This is a genomic window from Colwellia sp. TT2012, from assembly GCF_001440345.1.
In the GTDB taxonomy this organism is placed as follows: Bacteria; Pseudomonadota; Gammaproteobacteria; order Enterobacterales; family Alteromonadaceae; genus Colwellia.
The window spans coordinates 107,938-127,283 of the sequence record NZ_LJYX01000006.1 but is presented as its reverse complement, the minus strand read 5'-3'; the positions used below and the strand labels follow the sequence as shown (position 1 = coordinate 127,283).

The window sequence follows — 19,346 nt, the reverse complement described above, 5'->3', positions numbered from 1 at the left end:
TAAAACAACAATCGAACATCAATCCCGAACAATAAACGGAAAATACAAGCAAAGTGCAAATATTAAATCACTAGCACGAAGAATATTACCCGGCTTAATTAAAAACGGCCCGACGTTATATTGCACGATAGGGCCGTTTTATTGATAAGATTTATATACTAGTTCGCACTTGTTAATGCGTGCTAGCTAGCTTAAAAATCGAGTTATTATAGCTACACCAAACCAAGCTGGCTTAATTCTTTATGGCGTTTTTTATCAAACCAGTGGCTAATCAACCACATAATAGCTACAAAAATATTGATAAAGATAAAAGGTGGCCAAGGTGACTTCTCTGATTCTTTAACCATGACATAAATATACCAATTGACTGCAGGTAGGAACAACCAACACGACAGTTTGATTAGTTTTATATATTTAATGGAAGACTCGACCCCAGCAATAGCATTAGCTACCGCTTTATCGGGGCTGTCACAACAGTGCTGCCACATACGCAAGCGTATTTTTATCTCATAATAAACAAAGACCACTGAGGTAATACTGCCAAACGCTAGGTAGGCCATAGTCGCCGTACCCCAATCACCTTGATAGCAACCAACCAATAGCGTAATAATAAGCCCGACAGTAGCGATAATGTCAATTACCAACAAAGACTTTGCTAGCCAGGTGCGATTTTTAGTTTGTTTTAACAGCGCTTTAATATCTGCTTTTTCATAAGGCTGACTTTGCCAGTCTCGAGCAAGTAACAGCCAGTTTTCATCTAATGCTGGCTCATCTTCTGGTGGAGATTTTTTATCTTTTTCTGAACGAGGTACATTTTTTTGGCTAGGTAATGAAAGTACATCAATCTGGTTTGTTTTAACAATAACTCCATGAGTTTCTAGCTTGTTGGGCTCTACCGATGATGTATCTTCATTATCCAATATTGATTTATCCACGTTCTGATCCCTCCAACAGCTGTGCTAATAATGTTTTAGCACGTTGTAACCTCACACCCACTAAATTGGTAGTTATCACTAAAATATCCGCTATTTCTTGATAACTCATACCTTCTAAAGCCAGGGTTATCACTTGTTGTTGCTCAAGTTTTAACTGACGAATTGCATTAGCTAATTTTTGTTGTCGCTGACTCTGGTTAAGTGATTGATAAGGCGTTTTCTGTGTTGTTGCTATATTTTCAACTTCAGCACAACGTTCTATATCCGAGGTTTTAACTGTTTTCACCGCTTTAGCAACATGGGTAGCTAAAACATTATGAGCGATACGCGCGACAAAGGTTTTAACCGCAGCGTCTTGACGAAACTTAGGCAAGGCGCGCCAAATGTTTAAGGCGATCTCTTGAAAAAGTTCATCTTGTATAGCCGGTTTTGCTTCAAAACCGGTAATAATATGACGAAGCAGCTTTTCATGCTCCGTCATCCACTCGGTAAATACAGCTTGATTATCTACATATTTAACCTCTGCATAAGAGCATTCCAAACTACTTTCCTTGTATTCAATCCCCTCAACTGTAACGGAAGAGAATTGAGCTTTAGATAATATTAATTTACTAGAATTTAACATATTAATTGCTTTTAGCTCAGCTCTTATTCAGTTACTTGCATTTAATCATCAAAACCAATACTAACTTAGCGCCATAACAACTTTTTCAGATTTTAATCGTATCGATAAAGTCACAACCAGTGCTGCGATAAGCGCTAGTGTAAGCGCCGTCGTGGCAGCAAAGGCGAACCAGTCAATGGGCAGACCTTTAAAGATATCTTCCATTAATAAAGAATGCCCCGCGATCGGTGCGTAGCTCAACCAAGCAGGTTTACTGTCCATAAACATCATTGCGTAAGGAATAGTGGTTGGCACCGCAATTAACATGCTCACCGTTGCTTGCGCTTCTTTAAAACTTTTTGCTTGAAAAGCAAAAAACAGCTGTAAAATTGCCGCTAAAAAACATATTGGGATAAGCAATAACATCAATACAGAGAATGTTGTTAAATCAATATTAAAAGACATACCTAATTTACTTAAATCAATAAAATTCATGGCAAACGAAGTCAAACTGAGCATGATAGCGATAGACAAAATACTAACCGAGCTAACACAGGTCATTTTAGCTAACACTATTTTTAAGGTACTAACCGGTTGGCAAAGTAACATTTCTAAAATATTACGCTCACGTTCACCAGCACTTGAGTCAATAGCAATAGATAAACCTGACATAAAAGCGAGCAGTAAAAGGGAAATACCTAACATCATAGAAATCATCATAGCATTAGAGCTAGGCAAAGCGGTATCTTGTTTTTGCAGCGCAATCGGCTGTAATAATTTAGTATCAATACCGCGCACTAATAAACGTTTATAACCTATCGCCATGGAGTGTTTTTGAATGATGTTATCAATACGTCTTAGCGGCACACCTAACGATTGCTCGGTAAAGTCGGCACGTAATATAATATCAATCGGTCTGCCCTCAGCCATATCTTGCGCATAAGACTCAGGAATTTTCAGCTCAATGCTTTGCTGCTGCCATTGACGTTTATCCTCGCTCGGCACGTCCGCAAACGCTAATATATTTTTGTCTTGCAGTGCCTTTATTAACTTAGGGGCATATTCAGCACCGGTAAATTGAACATAAACCGCGGGATTGTCAACACTCTTTGTGATCACAATGTTAACCACTATTACCATCAGCACGGGTAGAAAAAAGGCCATGCTTAATGCGACCATCAAGGCACGTTTATCACGATATGCTTCTTTTAATTCTTTAATTAACAAGGCGTTAAATTGTCTTATGCTCGCATTCATTATGCTGCTACTCCTTCATCTGAGCCTATAAGTTTAACAAAGGCATCTTCTAATAATTTTTCACCGGCTAAATCACACAGCTCTTGTGGTGTACCTTCTGCGGCTAACTTACCGTTAGCGACGATAATCACCCGATCACACAGTGCGGCAACTTCTTGCATCACATGTGATGAGAATAAAATACAGTGGCCTTTTTCTTTATGCGCGGCTAAGTAATTACGTAAAATACGGGTACTCATTACATCCAAACCTCTAGTTGGCTCATCCAAGACAAAGTTTTTTGGTTGATGTACCAAGGCTTGTGCCAGAGTAACTTTCATACGTTGACCTTGTGAGAAACCGGTGGTTTTTCGATGCGCTAGTTCGGTCATTTCTAATTCTTTAAAAACAGTCTCGATAGCCTGATGTTTAGCTGCGCCGTGCATACCATGAATACTGGCAAAATAATCTACTTGCTCATACGCAGTTAAACGCTCATACAAACCAAATTTATCTGGGAATATGCCCAAACTTTTTCGCACGGTTAACGGATCGTCTAATACATTAATACCATCAACTAATACCGAGCCTTTATCAGGTTTTAACAAACCATACAAGGTACGTAAACAGGTGGTTTTACCTGCGCCATTAGGTCCGAGTATGCCGGTGATTTCACCATCTTTAGCGGTAAAAGATAAACCGTCTAAGGCTTTTACGGTAGTCTTTTTTGAGACAAAACTTTTATGTAAATTCTTTACTTCAATCATGATTATTCCTTTACTGCTTGAGCAATGTTTTTTTCAACCGTACTGATCACGCTACCATTTAAACCGGTCATAAATGACTCGTCGGGCAATTCACTTAAACAGCTTTCATCTAATGCCTTCGGCGTTAAACTGGTTAAAAATTCATTAACTATGCCAACCGCACATTTTGTTGATGCCACAATGTGCGCAGTATTTTTAGCGACAATATGATGGCTATTGGGCAAGGTTGCCGCTGATTTCTCACCATTGCTTGGCGGGGTAACTGGGTCTAATTCACCTGATAAAATAAGCGTGGGAATATTAGCCGTTACTGGCATATAAAAATCATCATTTACCGGGTACCTTGGCCACACGGCACAAGCATTTTGCATAATTTTACTGCTAAGATCTTTAGAAAAATCATTATTAGCATCATCTTTAAGCATCTGCACCGACATTCTTGGCATGTCTTCATTACAAATTATATTTAGATGCAAACCAATATAAATACCCATACCTTTTTCGGTATCGGTTTGCGCAATTAATCCTGCTAGCGGTTTAAAATCGCCCAAACTGGCTTGGTGAATGATTAAGGGCACCAGTGAGCGACCCATTAATGAGTACAGCTGCAGTCGCAAAGTTGAAATAAACTTACTGTCGTTAATAATAAATTCAGTTGCCGTACCAAGCCTTGGATGGCTAATAGTCACGTTAGCAGGGCTTTGCGCTAACTTGGCAACCACACTTTTAAATTCTTGCGCTAAGTTTGGGTAAGCTTGCTGGCACGCTTTATCTTTTTGGCAATTGTCTAATAACAGTTTGAACGATCTCGCTGTGCTTTGACCAAAAAGACCAATAGGCACTTCTACCGGTGCAACGCTGTCTAGTACCACACTATTGAGCGACTGAGGGAACAAACGCATATACACTAGTGCTGTACGAGTACCGTAAGAGCCGCCGTAAATATTAATTTTTTCATGACCCAAAGCCGCGCGCACAGCATCAAAATCTCGAACAGCGTTTTCAGAGGTAAATTGTGCTAAGTCAAGCTTGTCGTCTGCGGTTAACTGCGCTAAACAATCTTTTACTTCTTCGTTAGTAAAGTCTTCAACCAAGCTAGTGTAAGGGTTAATGCCAACATTATCTTGACACTGTAAGGGGCTAGACTCCCCCGTACCGCGTTGGTCAACTAAAATAATATCGCGTGATTTACGAATTTCATTAAAATCTCTAAAGACATTGGCTGATAATTCTACCGCGCCTTGTCCAGGACCACCCGCCAAAAACATTAACGGTATTTTATCTTCACTATTATTAATGGCTGGCAGTATTGAAAAGTTTACTGAGATTTGTCTGCCTTGCGGTTTTTGGTAATTTTCAGGTACTTGTAATTTTCCACATTTAACTTGTGAGCGTATTTCGCCTAAATGGCAATTCTCTAATGTTAATTTATAATCATTCGCCCACGTTGAAGAGGTTATTGACAACAAACCTAGGGCAAGAATTTTGCTCCACGTTACTTTCCACATCGTTTTCATTTTATCTTTCCTTAAATAAGCATTGGACAGTTAGTCTTTACCTTTTCAACTTTATTACAAGAAATATAATAAAATCACAAAAATAAAGATAACATCAGGATAAAATATAAAGAATAACTAATACGAAACACCACTATTGGGTATTTATCGCTAGCTATATCAATAAAGGCGACAGTAAACAAATCCGACCACTTCAGATCTAATCCCCCCTAAAGTTGACAACAAGCAAATAAATTGCGTCTTTATCCATCATAAGGGTAAAAAATATTAAATAGCCATTCCCAAACACCTAAATAAGGGATATGGTTTAGTCATATCTTATTTAAATTGGTGCTAAGGATTACATATGGACTTAAATCAGTGGGTAGATGAATTATTTGAAGTGTTTGATGAAGATAAAGATGGCGTAATTAATCGAACTGAGTTTGTTGAACTCATTGATGTATTACTGCAAGACAAAGGTATTCGCATGTGTGAAACCATCTTTAATCGCTTTGATAAAAACCACAGTAACTCTATCTCTAAAGATGAATTAAGAGACATGGTTATTGAGTTAGCCCTTTAACTAAATTTATAAATAGCGATTGCACTGCATGGCTAAACGAGCTTTAGCCTTAAACTTACTCTTTAAACAAAGCCCTTCCTTTGCTTTGTAATTGAGCGTACCCTCGTACACTCAATTAACTCCAGCGATTAACTATGTCTTTCCAGAAAAACAGTCCTACAGACAATTGCCAGCCAACGTCCTATAGCCGTCGCGAAGAAGCTCTGAATGCCATCAGCCATGCCTTTGGCCTAATACTCAGTTGCTTAGCACTGTTTTTATTATTAAAAAATAGCCAAGGGGATATTAACCGCATCATCAGCTTCAGTGTCTTTGCTAGCAGTGGTATTTTACTCTTTTTAGCATCAACCCTTTACCATAGTTTAACCAATGAACGCGCTAAAAGTATCTTCAAACTACTGGATCACTGCGCAATTTATTTACTCATTGCTGGTACCTATACGCCACTGTTTGCACTCACCTTAGCCGGACCACTTGGCTATACCTTATTAGCATTGATTTGGCTATTTGCGCTTGCAGGGATTATTTTTAAAATAAAGTTTGGCAATAAGTACAAGAAAGTATCTTTGTGCACTTATTTAGCCATGGGCTTTATTTCGTTAGGTGTTCTCGGGGAGTTAGTTAAAGCACTGCCTGAAGAGGCTATAAGTTTGTTAGCATTAGGTGGGCTGATTTATTGTCTGGGCGTATTTTTCTATGTCAAAAAAACAGTGGCTTATACTCATGCTATTTGGCACCTATTTGTTCTAGGTGGCGCTACTTGTCACTTTTTAATGATTTATTGGTATGTTTAATACCAGAAAAAATTAAAAGTCTAATTTAAAGAACAACAAAGCCGCACTATTTATTACTAGTAATAAATAGTGCGGCTTTTTAATGTTTAGCGGTTAATGCTCAGAGGCAATAACAATGACGCTTAACTTTGACCTAGACTTAACTAGACTAAGTTATTAATGGCTATTTCTTGATTCACGTCAGCGTCATAATCAACACCGGAAATACCAAAACCAAACAGCTTTAAGAACTCTTGATGATAAGCAACATAATCGGTTAATTCATCAAGAGTGTCGGTTTCAACACGGTTCCAAATATCGGTAACACGTTGCTGAACACTGTCTTCTAATTCTTTATAGTTTTGACGGAAACGACCTTGCTCATCCAAACGAGGCGAGTCACTATAAATATTCTCTTTGAATAAGTTTGAAATTTGTTCGATACAACCTTCATATGTACCATCAGCTTTCATCACTTTGAACATAGCTGAAATATATAGCGGCATAATGGGAATAGCTGAGCTTGCTTGAGTCACCACAGCGTTTAATGAAGTAACGCGGGCTTTACCGTTTAAATCAGCGGTTGCGGCATTAATTGCCGTTGCGGCTCGGTCTAAATCTTCTTTCGCTTTACCAATAGTCGCTTTACCGTAAATTGGCCACGTTAACTCTTTACCAATGTAGGTGTAAGCGACGGTTTTAACACCTTGTGCCAATACACCGGCATCGTTAAGCGCGTTCATCCATAATTCCCAATCAGCACCGCCCATTACATCGATAGTACCTTGAATTTCAGCCTCATTTGCTGCTTCAACAGAGATTTCATCAATAGTACGCTTTGAGGTATTTAGGTTCTTAGTGGTAACACTTTGACCTATTGGCTTTAACGTTGATATATAGACTTCACCTGTATCTGGATCAGTTCTCCGTGGCGATGCTAATGAATAAACCACTAAATCAACTTTACCCATATCAGCTTTAATGGCTGCAATCGCTTTGGCTTTTATTTCATGAGAAAAAGCATCACCATTAATATTTTTAGCGTAAATGCCTGCTGCATCAGCTGCTTTTTGAAAGGCTACTGTGTTATACCAACCAGCAGATGCCGTTTTTCTTTCTGACGGCGGTTTTTCAAAGAAAATACCTAAGGTTTGTGCATCATGAGCAAAAGTAGCGGTGATACGTGAAGCTAAACCATAACCAGTAGAAGCACCAATAACTAAAACATTTTTAGGACCAGAAGTCGCTGATGTTTGCGCTTTAACATAAGCAATTTGCTCATTTACATGGGCTTCACAGCCTACTGGATGAGCATTAGTACAGATAAAACCACGAATTTTTGGTTTGATAACCATAAGTAAACCTTTTTTATTTATATTATTGACTCAGCTACAGTGATGCCATTTTGCATAAATCCTAGCTAAGGTTTGAAAGAGACTTTCAAAAAATTGTTGTTATTGTACCCTGCCTTAAGCATAAAGAGGTACGACCAGAAGTCGGTTTTTCTCGTTTATTTTCCGCCACCTAAGCAGTTGGGTGAGCTTGGCGTATTGTTAGCGTACTGCTCTTGCCATTCTTTTTCTGTATAGGTATGTAATGCCAGCGCATGAATTTTTTCTGCTAACTCCTCTGAGAGCACAGCATTTACTAAGCGGTGGCGTTTTATTAAACGTTCATTTTCAAAAGCTTTAGCAACTATCACTACTTTAAAGTGTGACTCACTGCCCGGTGGTACATTATGGTTATTGCTTTCATTAATCACATCTAGGTGTGATGGCTGAAAGGCATCAAGTAGTTTTTGTTCAATAATAGCGGCTACAGTCATTATTCTCTCGCTGAAGGTAAATTTATCAAGTACTAATGTGGCAAATATTTTAGCCGATTTAAGTGGATAGACCAACAATATCTTGTCAATTATGCCACAATAGCGGGCAAATTTTCCCTGCCATTTTAGCCATTTTTATGATCAGCCCCTTTATTGTTAATGATAGAAACTTATTCCTCAGCCGTTTCCCTGCTGCGCAAGTAAACCGTAGCTTACAAGCATGGGACTCAGCCGATGAATACCTGATAAACCATATTGAAGAACAAGGTTTAATTAACGCTAATACCAAGGTTGCTATTTTTAATGATGCCTTTGGCGCATTGACGACGAATTTTTGCCATTCTGGTAGTGATAATGCTGAAGTGGTTTGTATTAATGACTCTTATATCAGTAGCCAAGGAATAAGCTACAACATTGAGCAAAATTCCTTAGACGATAGCAATATTACCCAGCTAAACTCGCTTGATGCCTTACCTAATGACATTGATGTCATTTTATATAAAATCCCTAAAAGCAAAGCAATGTTAATTGAACAGCTTATTCAAATTAAGCAATCGGTTAACGATAACTGTATTTTTATCGCCGCCGATCGCGCTAAAGAAATACACAGCGCAACCTTAAAAGTATTTGAAAAATATTTAGGCACCACAAAGACCTCTTTAGCGGTAAAAAAAGCGCGTTTAGTATTTTGCCAGTTTGACTGTCATATAAACAATAAACAAGTCAATCACTCTCCTTTTCCAACGATATGGACCATAACGCATAAATCGACCAATGACTCGCCGTCACGTGAACTTAGCATTAGTAATCATGCCAATGTTTATGCCAGAGAAAAGTTAGATATTGGCGCGCGCTACTTTATTGAAAATTTACCCCAAGTTGCCGCTAACAGCAAAGTAATTGATTTAGGCTGTGGTAATGGCGTGATTGGTCTAACCGTATTGGCTAACCAACCTGAAGCGCACGTTCAATTTATTGATGAATCAACCATGGCCATCGCTTCTGCTGAACAAAATATAAAAACTAACCTACCTGAATCGATTGAAAATTGTGAGTTTATCCTTAACGACTCTTTAACCGATATAGAAGGTGGTAGTGTTGATTTGATTTTGTGTAATCCACCTTTTCATCAAAATACCGCCACCACAGATCATATTGCTTGGCAGATGTTTAAAGATAGCCACAGAGTACTCAAAAAAGGCGGAGAATTACGAATTATTGGTAACAGACAATTAGCTTATCATATTAAATTACAGCGTCTTTTTGGTAATGAAACCTTAATCGCCAGTAATAATAAGTTTGTCACGCACTCAGCCATTAAAAAATAAAAAGACTTGAGAAAATAATGAACCTAAATAAATTAAAGTCTATCGCCCTAGCATCATTACTTATGGGTATTGTCGGCTGTAGTGCAGCGCCTACTCATTTAATTGTCTCACCCAAAGTTTATCTTTCGCCATCGAACCAGCTATCTCATAAACAAGCACAACTCACGATTATAGATATGCGTACCAGCACCCATATCATTCAAATACTCGAGCAAGATGAAGCGGCAATAATTCTTTCATCGAAACAACGTCTTGAAGATATTATTGAGGCTGTTTTAGCTAAACAGTGGCAACAACAAGGCTTAGCTTTTAACGATAGCGCAAAAAACAAGATGACGGTCACTATAGAAAAAGCGGTTATCAGTGTTGAGCAGGAAACGGTTAGCTATAACACCCAAAGTGAAATTATTATCAAGGTTAGCATAGACAATGGCAAACAAACCCTGACCAGCCGCTTTAAAACCCGTGGCCATAGCGAAGGTGCCCTTAATGCGGATATCGCGGTGTTAGAGCGTGAGTTTAATCAGCATTTAAGCAGCTTGTTAAAACAAATTTTATCCAGTAACGATATTAAAACTTTTTTATAGCAGCGTACCACGTTGCTTCCACCAATGAATGGTAGGTAATTTTGAAAAAACTATGGCAATATATCATCATCACCACCTTGCTAATCAGTAGTGCTTTTAGCTATGCGGTTGATCCAACTAACATATACCCTAAAGTAAAGTTGCAAACCTCTATGGGGGTCATTATTGTTGAACTTGATAGAGTTAAAGCTCCCATTACCGTGGATAATTTTTTAGAATATGTCGTAAAAGGTGAATATAACAACACCATTTTCCACCGTATCATTGATGACTTTATTGTGCAAGGTGGTGGTTATGACGCTGAGTTTACCGCCAAAAAGTTAGGTAAAAACATTATTAATGAGTCCGGAAATGGCTTAAAAAATGAAGTGGGTACCATTGCCATGGCGAAAGAAAACCGACCTCATACTGCCAATCGTCAATTCTTTTTTAACCTAGCAGATAACACCACATTAGACCCTGGTAGAAAATGGGGCTACGCTGTTTTTGGCGCTATCATTGAAGGTGAGGAAGTACTAGAAGCCATTGCTAAGGTGCCGACAGATTACCACGAAGCTATGGCTTGGAATGATGTACCGGTAAAACCAGTCATGTTAATCAAAGCAACACTTTTACCCATGGATAACTAGATCAGGTTTATTTTATCTTAACTAAGCATTTTTATTACAAAAATGTAACAAATAAAACAGCGCTATTTTTTGACAAAAATCTAATTATCACTGATAAATAAGATAGCCAATAAAAAATCACAAATAAAAATAAAAAAAATGAATCAATAATAAGGCGCTAATTTATTGTCGGTGATAAACATAATTCTAGCTAAACATCGCCATTTGTAGTGCTAAGTAGTATGTACTTTAAGGGAACGTCATGATAATTGAGCAGTTTATCGATCAAAAAATATTAGAAATACATGCCTATGTAGATGCAGTCATCGAACAAAAACTTCATTATACCGAGTTAGACCGTTTTATTTTAGATACCATGTCAGAGTGGACCTTATTAAGTGTTGTTGATGAAACCCCGTATAGCGCTAAAGAGCGGGTATTTTGGCACTTGATGCATGAAGTTAGCTTACATGGCGCGCAAGCACTAAACCAAGATCTTTTTTTCAAAAGTGAAATGAATACCTGTTTGGATTTTTTCAACGGCTCAGGTAGTTACCCTATTGACTGTATCGGTTGGCGTCCCATCGCTTAACTAAGGCACAACTAATCATTAAATAATCACTCAAATAACGTCAGCCTCTTCTGCAAATGACAAGCCTCTGATAGACTTGAAAGTATTACCTTTTGTCACCTGAATTACGTGTTAATGCCAACGACCTCTCCAGCAAAGACCAGCTCTTTTAAAGAAGCCATTTTAAATAAGCGTATGCTTATTTGTATTTTTACCGGTTTTAGTTCAGGTTTACCGCTGTTTGTTTTGTATCAGCTGGTACCTGGCTGGCTACGTGATGAAGGTGTTAGCCTAGCTGAAATCGGTCTATTTTCACTTATTGGCATCCCTTATGTGTGGAAGTTCCTCTGGTCGCCACTCATGGACCGCTACTCTCTCGGCATACTTGGTAGACGCCGAAGCTGGATGTTAACCACACAAATACTACTGCTAGGCTCTATTGCCGGCTTTGGCTTCGTTAACCCGATAATGGATATATGGTCTGTTGCCTATTTAGCGGCAGCAGTGGCCTTTTTTAGCGCTAGCCAAGATATAGTGCTCGATGCCTATCGACGAGAATTATTACCCGACAATGAACTGGGCTTAGGCAACTCCATTCATGTACAAGCCTACCGACTGTCGGGACTGGTACCTGGCTCACTAGGCTTTATTTTGGCCGATCAGATGAGCTGGCAATCCGTCTTTATCATAGTCGCGGCGTTCATGTTAATAGGCGTATTGTTAACACTATTCATTAAGGAATTAGAGTCCAAGCATGGTGCGCCAAGAACCCTACAAGAAGCCATTGTCTTACCCTTTAAAGATTTTATTGCAAGCAAAGGGCTTAAGTCCGCAGCTTACACGCTGTTATTCCTAGTGCTTTATAAGTTAGGAGACAATATGGCGACGGCATTACAAACCCCCTTTTTCATTGATATGGGCTTTAGCATGACTGAAATCGGTGTTGTTGCCAAAACGTCCTCATTAATCGCCATGACCATAGGTATAGTTGTTGGTGGCTTAGTTATGATTAAGCTCAGTATTAATCGTGCTTTATGGTTATTTGGCTTTGTGCAGATATTCAGTATTTTAGGCTTTGCTGCCCTAGCTGAAATAGGACATAACACCTATGCTTTAGCGGTAGCCATGGGCTTTGAGTATTTAGGTGTTGGTTTAGGCACTGCTGCTTTTACCGCTTTTATTGCCAAAACCACAAACCCAGCTTTTGCGGCGACTCAAATTGCCTTATTTACCGCTTTGGCAGTAGTACCGCGGACTTTTGCCAACGCAACTACCGGGGTTATTATCGAGCAGATTGGTTGGACAAATTTCTATTTTCTTTGCACGGCGTTAGCTATCCCTGGCATGTTAATGCTACTAAAAGTTGCCCCGTGGCATGAGACAGCCATTAATTCGAGTACAAGTTAAGTAACCTTAACTTGTTTTTAGCAATGGTTGGCTAATTGCAATACAATGATTTATCTTTAAGCGCTTTATAGTGAGGTGGTTATGCTTAATTCAAGGCAAGTTTATCTGTTAATAGTTAATCTATTGCAAAAAACTTAACGATGAAATTAGTGAATATGACCACTATAGAAGTATTTATTAAACCCAGCAGAGGTTATTTATATGATAAAGTTTTTCTTTTTAATGCCCATTATTATGTGCGCCATTTGGACTTGGTACCTTAACGCTAATGACTTTTCCCTAAAACAAGGTATCAAGGGCTTTAGCTACATTATCGCCTTCAATACTATCATTATTGCTTTCTTCGTTATGATGATTTATGTAACTCACTGAGTTAACGACACAGTGTGACACTTAAGCTAAGCAACACAGTGTTCATTAAAAAGTCATTACCTTGCTCATAGACAAATGTTCACACTATAAGTTAATGCTATTAGTAAAGATATTGCGCTAAGTGCCGCTATTTATCGACATTTTAACGCAGAAAATGGAATAAAGGGGAGGTTGAGCAAGTACCGCAGCCAGAGTTCAGCTTAACTACTAAAGCGATCAGCAACTTAGCTAGCTTTGAGGGTCATTAGCGTTAAGACAAGCCGTTGGTGAACTGGCCCCAAGAAAGAAGCAAGGCTCTAAAATCATCTAAACCACAAGCCGCTATTTCATTTTGATCTAAGTGAATATGTTCATCTGTTAACATCTCAGGTAAACCCTCACCACTGCCATTTAATGAACCATTCATACTTACATTGGTTTGAATCGAGATATCTTCGCTATTTAAGGTAACCGAGTATTCACTTCCTGTGATAAGTATTTCTTGCGACTTACCGGTTTCAATATTGTCTATCGCGGTGAGTAACTCGGTAAGTTTGGCGACGTCATGTCCAACTTCAACTTCCATCCATGGACCTATAACTTCATGCTCTAATGAAAACAGCGCTCTGGCTTCGCCTGTGATGGCGTCGTGTACAAATTCATATTCCATAGCATTTCCTATCAATGGCAGTTTAAAGAGCCTACGTTAAGTGTAGCAAAACTTTACTTAGCTTTCGCGACAAATTCAGTGAAATTAAAAGAACTTATTGGGCTTGCCACTGGCATTCAAGTAAGACACTGTCAGCAACTAAACTATCTTCTTGGCGCAAGTAAACTTGGCCAATAAAATTATCGCTTTTACCAATAACACCGACACCTTTAGGTGTGCCTGTCATAACAATATCGCCATCTTCTAGGCTAATAAAGTGCTGCAATTCTGTTAATATTTCATCCGGCTTAACCAGCATTAAATCTACGCCACCATGTTGTTTTAATTCATCATTAATGGTTAAAGACAGACTTAACTGGCTAACCCCTGCGGCAGGTATAGCAACAAAGTCACTAAATACCGCCGAGCCATCAAAAGCCTTGGCGCGCTCCCAAGGAAGGCCTTTATTTTTCAACTTGTCTTGTACTACACGTTTAGTTAAATCGAGACCTAGGGCCACCGCAGTAAACTGGCCGCCTTGATACAAAAAACTGAGTTCAGCTTCATAGTGCAAGGCGTCTTCATTATGCATAGCATGAAGCGTGGCACTAATGGCTGAATTGGGCTTGAAAAACACCAGCATTTCATCCGGCATTTCATTAGCAAGCTCTTTAATATGATCGACATAATTACGACCTATACAAAGCACTTTTGATGGTGTTATCTGTTGTAATGATTTATCCATTGAAACTAAGGTAACAGTATTCATAAAAGACCTATTGAGCTTACTAAGGGGTATTAGCGGGCAAATACCCGTAACCATTCAAAGTGCTCAATTTCAGTGGGAATTAAAAGGGCTTTAGGCAAGGGAAATAATTGAAGCATAGTCATTCTATGGTTTTATTATTTAACGCGGTATAAAGTCATTTTAAACCCATCGAAGAAGCGTTTGAGCAACATCACTTCATCGTTGCTGTAACTCATAATGGAACAACCATTATTTCATCACAGCGCCTTGAATTGAAATGGCTCAAGCACTCTGAAACATGCCTCTTGAATGGTTACGGGTATGATAATCAGTTACGAGTTATGGGACAAGTGGATTTATCATTAACGAGCAAATATAACCGTGGCATAATAGTTTGAGCTACAAGTTAGCTACCAGTTTTTACCATTGATAACAGTCCTGATCTGACCTTTAAGGTAGGCTCAGTACTTTATCTCATTCTACAGGGTCCAAACTTATGACTTTTAAGAAAACTTTATTAGCACTATCGTTAACCTGCTCATCTTTTTATAGTGTTAGCACGGCTTTTCAGCTAGCAAAGCCATGAGAACCTCGTCGAAACTAGTAATAGCGGGCGAGGATAACTTGGCTTGAATAGGTAAGAGCTATTAGGTAACGGCTAATCCTTTACCGCTAAAAGATTACGAATTGAAATGGTTATTTGTTCAATATTAGCAATATCAACCGGAGCAATGAAAATAGTGTCATCGCCGGCAAGTGTGCCTAATATCCCGGCAGACTCCCCCATACTATCGAGCATACGAGAAATTAATGGCGCTGCGCCAATGCCGGTCTTTAAAATGATTTGCATATTATTATGCTTAACACTCAACACCACTGATTCAATGGATTGCTTAGACTTAGGTACTGCTAGCTCATCGGGCAGAATATAAATCATTTCGTTATTGGTATTACGCGTTTTTACTGCGCCAAGCTTAGATAATAAGCGCGAGATTTTCGCTTGTGACATATCATCAAAACCCTGTAGGGCAAGAGCTTGAGCTAACTGACTTTGAGAGCCATAACATTGCTCTTTTAATAAACGTTTAAATGCTTGAACTAATAAGGATTCTCTCTCTTTTCGGCTGCTAGTCATTTAGCTTCTTCATATAATTAATTGTATTTGTCGATTCTACACTATAGCTACTCACTAAGTGAATACTTATTCACTTAGTGACGCTTTATTTTAAGCCTTACCTTAGGTTTAGCTTTAGGCCCTAACTTGAGGCTTGAATGGCCGCCATATGATTATCCCAACGTATATCATTAAAATCCCCGCTAACTTGATAAGGTTTTAGTGGCTCACTTTGTGAAATAACACGGCCTCTGCCGGTTGAGGCAATAAAATTATCGGCGATTAAGGTTGCCCCTGCGGCATCTTTGAGTTTATGACTAGCAATAAACTCATTAGAGTCTAGTTGCCAAAAAGTCAGTAAGTCTGCTTTAGGGCAAGTAATCATCACGGTGTTACTGTCACTATTGATACAGACACTGGCAGTATATTGCTTCATACTACGCCAAGTATCAGTATCGGCCTTGAGTAAGGTTAACTGCTCTTCACCCTGATGTGACAGGGCAAGGGACACTTCATCGGTTGAAGCCCCTTGATATTGCAATCCTGCGACCACTTTACCTTGTGAACTAACCGCTAAATGACGAATACTGAGCTGCTTATTGTCCAACTCAAACTTGCCGTCAATGTGACCTGAGCCTAACGCCATATAAGCAAGGTTGGGTGCCATAGAACTAAGGTTTAATTTTTTACGCGCTTGCTCTGGATGGGTTTGAATACCACCATTGGCAATGACAATCTGCTGTTCATTGGAATGTGGCATAATTGCTAACTGATGCGGGCCAATACCACCCGAATCATATTGTTCAATAATCTGTTGGGTTTTTCTATCACGTAAAACAATTAGCCCCTTGCCACTGTGGTAATCATTTTCCGTCGTTAATAAAATACTATCGTTTGCTATCAACACACCATGACCATAAAAACGTCGACCGGCACTAACGGCTATTTGATTAACCACTTCACCACGATTAAAGTCTATCTCCAAGACAAAATCACCTGGGCGACGAGCAAACACCAACGCATGGCCAGGTTTGCTTTTGATGGCAATCACCTCATGACCACGGGCAGGTAGGGCAACTTTACTAATTAATTGCCCGCTTAAATCAAAAGCGGCAGCAAAAAAATTACCTTTATTATCACTACAGCCACTTACTAGCCAGTGTTTGCAGCCATTAAATAATGAAGTAAGGGGTAAAGTATTGAGCGCACTCATAGTACCAATGGCGCTAACAGCCCCAACAGCACCTAGGCCTAATAAAAATTTTCGACGACTGATCATATGCTTATCTTCTGTTACTGCAAATTAAGCGCTTGTTTGAATTAAGCTCTTGTTTTAATAAAATACGTTTTGAGCGAGGCGCGTGGAAAATATCATAGCTTCACTAGATATCCCCTCGTCCTCACTTCTGATAAAAAACGCAAGAAGCATTTAAACGAACACCCTAAAAACTATATTTAACACCGACGATTACCTGCCTAGGTTTACCTGGACGGGCGCCAAACGGACGACGTGAAACAATCACTTCTTCATCAGTAATATTATCAACTTTCCCATATAGCTTTATCTGATCATTAACTCGATACCAAGCAGAGAAGTCTACTTGCACTAAGTCATCGGTCATTAAACCTTCAAGTTCGGTATTACTACCGGCCGCTTCACTCATCTCAGTGACATACTTAAATAACAATGAGGCTTGCCAATGCTCAGCTTGTAAGCCCATTTCTATTGATAATTGTTGCTCAGGTAAATACGGTAATTCATCGCCGACCTTAACACTGCCCCATTGGGAAAAAGTTGAATCAAAGCTATTTTGAAATTCCGACTGACTATAGGTATAAGCAATTTTTACCGGCACAGTTAAGCTATTTGTTAATTGCCAACGAATGCTGGTCGATGCTTCAATACCGTAGACATCAACTTCACCGCCATTGAACTCTTGATCAAGTTTTTCAGTACAACCGCTTGAAAAAGTACACGCACCTTTTAGGTTACTATAATCATTATAAAAACCTATCACTTCACCTTGCATATCATCTGTACTGTAACGCCAGCCAAATTCATAATTCCAACTTTCTTCAGGTGCAACATTACTTTCTTGCCCTGGGCTATTCGGCACATAACCTTTATTAACACCAACCAGTAAACCATGCTCTGCGGTTAACTGATAAAACAAACCCGCGCCAGGTAAAAAAACCGTATTAGAATTTTCTTTGCTGGTATTTTGCAAATAATCAATGGCCTCACCTTCAATGTGCTCAACACGCAAGCCAAGGGTAATATGAAACTTATCAATCACAGCATTAACATTGGTAAAGGCAGCAACTGCAGTCGCCGTATCATCGTTATGGGTAATAACCTCACTTGGCCTGCCGTTAAGCGCCATAATTCCTGATGTCATATCATAATAGCGGGCCGTATGTTTACGCCTAACATTGTCTTGATGCAGACGAATACCACTATCGACAATCACTTCCGCAGCAGCAATGCTGGTATCCCAAGTTAACTTAGTTTCAATGCCTTTTGAGTAATAACGGCGATCATTTAGCGTAAAAACCAAGACATCATCATTGCCAAAAGTATCACTTTCCCCACGTAATACTTGGATAAAGTGTTTGTTAAGACTTGGCTCGGTTAAAATACGTTGCATACTGCGGTTACTAACAAAGCTATTGAACCGGTCCCAATCACGATCAAACTCTCTATGATAGGCCTGACTGAATAAGCTAAACTCATCGCTTAACTCAATATAATGTGACAACTGAAATTGGTAGTGTTCCCAATCCATTTTATCTTTTTGACTGGCCAGATAACGTACTTTGCCATTTTCAGCAAAATCTTCATCGGTTAAGCCTAGGTAAGTCTCATTGGACGTTTCTTCACCGTAACCCATTTTCAATTGAAAAAACTGATTACTAGCCGAGCCATTACCCGATGAAAGTGGTACATAGTTAAGCTTCATTATTACTTCGTTTTTTTCAAAACCAGTATCGAGTGAATTGCCTTGGCCATCGGTCAATGTTTTAAAACCATCAGAGCCCAAATGAATGCCCTCAACTAGTACGCCAATTTGCCCTTTGCCGGTTAAAGCATTGTCACTGGCGATATTTTTCGAAAAGTAACCATGGGCTTTTTGATAGTTATCTTGACCGTATGCTAAGTCAAACATGCCTTCGCCACCCTGCTCTACTGAGTTTTCAGTAATACCGCGGGAGACCATATTAATCGCACCACCAACCGTATTAGGTCCATATTGAATGGCCGATGGCCCTTTAAAAATTTCGACCTGTATCATGCGTGACATCATAGGAAAATAATAAGCAGCCGGTGCCGCATAAGGTGCTGGCGCAATTAAAATACCATCTTCCATCAAAGCAATTTTACTACTGCGCTCTGAAGTCGCGCCGCGAAGACCAATATTAGGGCGTAAACCATAGCCGTCTTCTTCGCGAATATAAACACCGGGCACACCTTGCAATACTCGGTGAATATCATCAAATTCAAATAATTCTAACTGAGCTGCACCGATGACCACGGCCGAACCGGTTGCCGTTTGCAGTTGGTTATGACTACCAAAAATACTGATCACTTCTACTTTTTTGCTTGTGGATGAACTTGCTGATGACTTAACCGATGAAGTTTCATCGCCATTTAGGCTTGGTTCGTCTGCAGCAAAACTATGTTGACTAGTTAATGCTAAGGTGAAAGCTAAAGTCAGTGCTAGCGCTACAGGTGATTTTTCTACTACTAAGTTTGTCATTTC

Annotated in this window: 19 protein-coding genes; 7 read left to right on the top strand and 12 right to left on the bottom strand. The window is 39.3% G+C overall.

What is annotated here, in order from left to right:
* Positions 1-212 precede the first annotated feature (212 nt).
* The 5 genes from ASU03_RS02345 to ASU03_RS02325 are packed head-to-tail and all read right to left on the bottom strand — an operon-like array spanning position 213 to position 5,059.
* Positions 213-935, bottom strand: a complete 723-nt coding sequence (locus ASU03_RS02345; protein ID WP_057830291.1) for a hypothetical protein — start codon at positions 933-935, stop codon at positions 213-215.
* Entirely contained in the window at positions 928-1,560 is a 633-nt protein-coding gene (locus ASU03_RS02340; RefSeq protein WP_082627105.1) for an RNA polymerase sigma factor, read from the bottom strand. Before ASU03_RS02340 ends, ASU03_RS02345 begins: the two co-directional genes overlap by 8 nt.
* A 60-nt stretch (positions 1,561-1,620) precedes the next feature.
* Complete coding sequence (locus tag ASU03_RS02335) at positions 1,621-2,796, bottom strand: ABC transporter permease (RefSeq protein WP_057830290.1); 1,176 nt, start codon at positions 2,794-2,796, stop codon at positions 1,621-1,623.
* Positions 2,796-3,542, bottom strand: coding sequence for an ABC transporter ATP-binding protein (locus ASU03_RS02330; protein WP_057830289.1), 747 nt, complete (start codon positions 3,540-3,542; stop codon positions 2,796-2,798). The genes ASU03_RS02335 and ASU03_RS02330 overlap by 1 nt, the downstream gene beginning before the upstream one ends.
* 2 nt (positions 3,543-3,544) lie before the next feature.
* Complete coding sequence (locus ASU03_RS02325; RefSeq protein ID WP_057830288.1) at positions 3,545-5,059, bottom strand: alpha/beta hydrolase; 1,515 nt, start codon at positions 5,057-5,059, stop codon at positions 3,545-3,547.
* Positions 5,060-5,405: 346 nt separating this feature from the next.
* Between ASU03_RS02325 and ASU03_RS02320 the strand changes: the two genes are divergently transcribed.
* Together ASU03_RS02320 and trhA are read left to right on the top strand one after the other, a co-directional pair.
* Entirely contained in the window at positions 5,406-5,624 is a 219-nt protein-coding gene (locus ASU03_RS02320; RefSeq protein ID WP_057179659.1) for an EF-hand domain-containing protein, read from the top strand.
* A 134-nt stretch (positions 5,625-5,758) separates the two neighbouring features.
* On the top strand, positions 5,759-6,418 hold the full coding sequence (trhA, locus tag ASU03_RS02315) for a PAQR family membrane homeostasis protein TrhA (RefSeq protein ID WP_057830287.1): 660 nt from the start codon (positions 5,759-5,761) through the stop codon (positions 6,416-6,418).
* Positions 6,419-6,561: 143 nt separating this feature from the next.
* Here the strand turns inward: trhA and fabV are convergent, their stop codons facing one another.
* Together fabV and ASU03_RS02305 are read right to left on the bottom strand one after the other, a co-directional pair.
* On the bottom strand, positions 6,562-7,752 hold the full coding sequence (gene fabV / locus ASU03_RS02310) for an enoyl-ACP reductase FabV (RefSeq protein WP_057830286.1): 1,191 nt from the start codon (positions 7,750-7,752) through the stop codon (positions 6,562-6,564).
* 155 nt (positions 7,753-7,907) lie between these two features.
* On the bottom strand, positions 7,908-8,222 hold the full coding sequence (locus tag ASU03_RS02305; RefSeq protein ID WP_057830285.1) for a BolA family protein: 315 nt from the start codon (positions 8,220-8,222) through the stop codon (positions 7,908-7,910).
* Between the two features lie 137 nt (positions 8,223-8,359).
* On the opposite strand from ASU03_RS02305, the gene ASU03_RS02300 reads away from it, so the two are divergent.
* The 5 genes from ASU03_RS02300 to ASU03_RS02280 all read left to right on the top strand — a co-directional run bounded on the left by ASU03_RS02300 (position 8,360) and on the right by ASU03_RS02280 (position 12,723).
* Positions 8,360-9,550 carry a methyltransferase gene (locus tag ASU03_RS02300; protein WP_057830284.1) on the top strand — a complete coding sequence of 397 codons (1,191 nt, stop codon included), beginning with the start codon at positions 8,360-8,362 and terminating at the stop codon, positions 9,548-9,550.
* Positions 9,551-9,567: 17 nt separating this feature from the next.
* A complete protein-coding gene (locus ASU03_RS02295) occupies positions 9,568-10,137 on the top strand; it encodes a YajG family lipoprotein (RefSeq protein WP_057830283.1) in 570 nt (189 codons plus the stop codon).
* A 38-nt stretch (positions 10,138-10,175) separates the two neighbouring features.
* A complete protein-coding gene (locus ASU03_RS02290) occupies positions 10,176-10,766 on the top strand; it encodes a peptidylprolyl isomerase (protein WP_442855126.1) in 591 nt (196 codons plus the stop codon).
* A 241-nt stretch (positions 10,767-11,007) separates the two neighbouring features.
* Entirely contained in the window at positions 11,008-11,337 is a 330-nt protein-coding gene (locus ASU03_RS02285; RefSeq protein WP_057830281.1) for a hypothetical protein, read from the top strand.
* 114 nt (positions 11,338-11,451) lie between these two features.
* Complete coding sequence (locus ASU03_RS02280; protein ID WP_057830280.1) at positions 11,452-12,723, top strand: AmpG family muropeptide MFS transporter; 1,272 nt, start codon at positions 11,452-11,454, stop codon at positions 12,721-12,723.
* A gap of 622 nt (positions 12,724-13,345) precedes the next feature.
* Here the strand turns inward: ASU03_RS02280 and ASU03_RS02275 are convergent.
* The 5 genes from ASU03_RS02275 to ASU03_RS02255 all read right to left on the bottom strand — a co-directional run bounded on the left by ASU03_RS02275 (position 13,346) and on the right by ASU03_RS02255 (position 19,343).
* Complete coding sequence (locus ASU03_RS02275; RefSeq protein ID WP_057179650.1) at positions 13,346-13,744, bottom strand: YacL family protein; 399 nt, start codon at positions 13,742-13,744, stop codon at positions 13,346-13,348.
* A gap of 94 nt (positions 13,745-13,838) precedes the next feature.
* Positions 13,839-14,492, bottom strand: coding sequence for a fumarylacetoacetate hydrolase family protein (locus ASU03_RS02270; protein ID WP_057830279.1), 654 nt, complete (start codon positions 14,490-14,492; stop codon positions 13,839-13,841).
* Positions 14,493-15,129: 637 nt separating this feature from the next.
* Positions 15,130-15,606: a transcriptional regulator ArgR gene (argR, locus tag ASU03_RS02265; protein WP_057179647.1), complete on the bottom strand. Its 477-nt coding sequence runs from the start codon at positions 15,604-15,606 to the stop codon at positions 15,130-15,132.
* A 121-nt stretch (positions 15,607-15,727) separates the two neighbouring features.
* Positions 15,728-16,864, bottom strand: coding sequence for a DUF1513 domain-containing protein (locus ASU03_RS02260; RefSeq protein ID WP_057830278.1), 1,137 nt, complete (start codon positions 16,862-16,864; stop codon positions 15,728-15,730).
* A gap of 163 nt (positions 16,865-17,027) precedes the next feature.
* A complete protein-coding gene (locus ASU03_RS02255; RefSeq protein ID WP_082627165.1) occupies positions 17,028-19,343 on the bottom strand; it encodes a TonB-dependent receptor family protein in 2,316 nt (771 codons plus the stop codon).
* Between the last annotated feature and the right edge of the window lie 3 nt (positions 19,344-19,346).

Excerpts from the sequence above, each read along its gene's own strand:
- ASU03_RS02335 (WP_057830290.1), bottom strand. The coding sequence starts at position 2,796 with ATGAATGCGAGCATAAGACAATTTAACGCCTTGTTAATTAAAGAATTA.
- ASU03_RS02270 (WP_057830279.1), bottom strand. The coding sequence starts at position 14,492 with ATGAATACTGTTACCTTAGTTTCAATGGATAAATCATTACAACAGATA.
- ASU03_RS02305 (WP_057830285.1), bottom strand. The coding sequence starts at position 8,222 with ATGACTGTAGCCGCTATTATTGAACAAAAACTACTTGATGCCTTTCAG.
- ASU03_RS02275 (WP_057179650.1), bottom strand. The coding sequence starts at position 13,744 with ATGGAATATGAATTTGTACACGACGCCATCACAGGCGAAGCCAGAGCG.
- ASU03_RS02330 (WP_057830289.1), bottom strand. The coding sequence starts at position 3,542 with ATGATTGAAGTAAAGAATTTACATAAAAGTTTTGTCTCAAAAAAGACT.
- argR (WP_057179647.1), bottom strand. The coding sequence starts at position 15,606 with ATGACTAGCAGCCGAAAAGAGAGAGAATCCTTATTAGTTCAAGCATTT.
- fabV (WP_057830286.1), bottom strand. The coding sequence starts at position 7,752 with ATGGTTATCAAACCAAAAATTCGTGGTTTTATCTGTACTAATGCTCAT.
- ASU03_RS02340 (WP_082627105.1), bottom strand. The coding sequence starts at position 1,560 with ATGTTAAATTCTAGTAAATTAATATTATCTAAAGCTCAATTCTCTTCC.
- ASU03_RS02295 (WP_057830283.1), top strand. The coding sequence starts at position 9,568 with ATGAACCTAAATAAATTAAAGTCTATCGCCCTAGCATCATTACTTATG.
- ASU03_RS02260 (WP_057830278.1), bottom strand. The coding sequence starts at position 16,864 with ATGATCAGTCGTCGAAAATTTTTATTAGGCCTAGGTGCTGTTGGGGCT.
- ASU03_RS02280 (WP_057830280.1), top strand. The coding sequence starts at position 11,452 with ATGCCAACGACCTCTCCAGCAAAGACCAGCTCTTTTAAAGAAGCCATT.
- ASU03_RS02320 (WP_057179659.1), top strand. The coding sequence starts at position 5,406 with ATGGACTTAAATCAGTGGGTAGATGAATTATTTGAAGTGTTTGATGAA.
- ASU03_RS02300 (WP_057830284.1), top strand. The coding sequence starts at position 8,360 with ATGATCAGCCCCTTTATTGTTAATGATAGAAACTTATTCCTCAGCCGT.
- ASU03_RS02285 (WP_057830281.1), top strand. The coding sequence starts at position 11,008 with ATGATAATTGAGCAGTTTATCGATCAAAAAATATTAGAAATACATGCC.
- trhA (WP_057830287.1), top strand. The coding sequence starts at position 5,759 with ATGTCTTTCCAGAAAAACAGTCCTACAGACAATTGCCAGCCAACGTCC.
- ASU03_RS02325 (WP_057830288.1), bottom strand. The coding sequence starts at position 5,059 with ATGAAAACGATGTGGAAAGTAACGTGGAGCAAAATTCTTGCCCTAGGT.
- ASU03_RS02255 (WP_082627165.1), bottom strand. The coding sequence starts at position 19,343 with ATGACAAACTTAGTAGTAGAAAAATCACCTGTAGCGCTAGCACTGACT.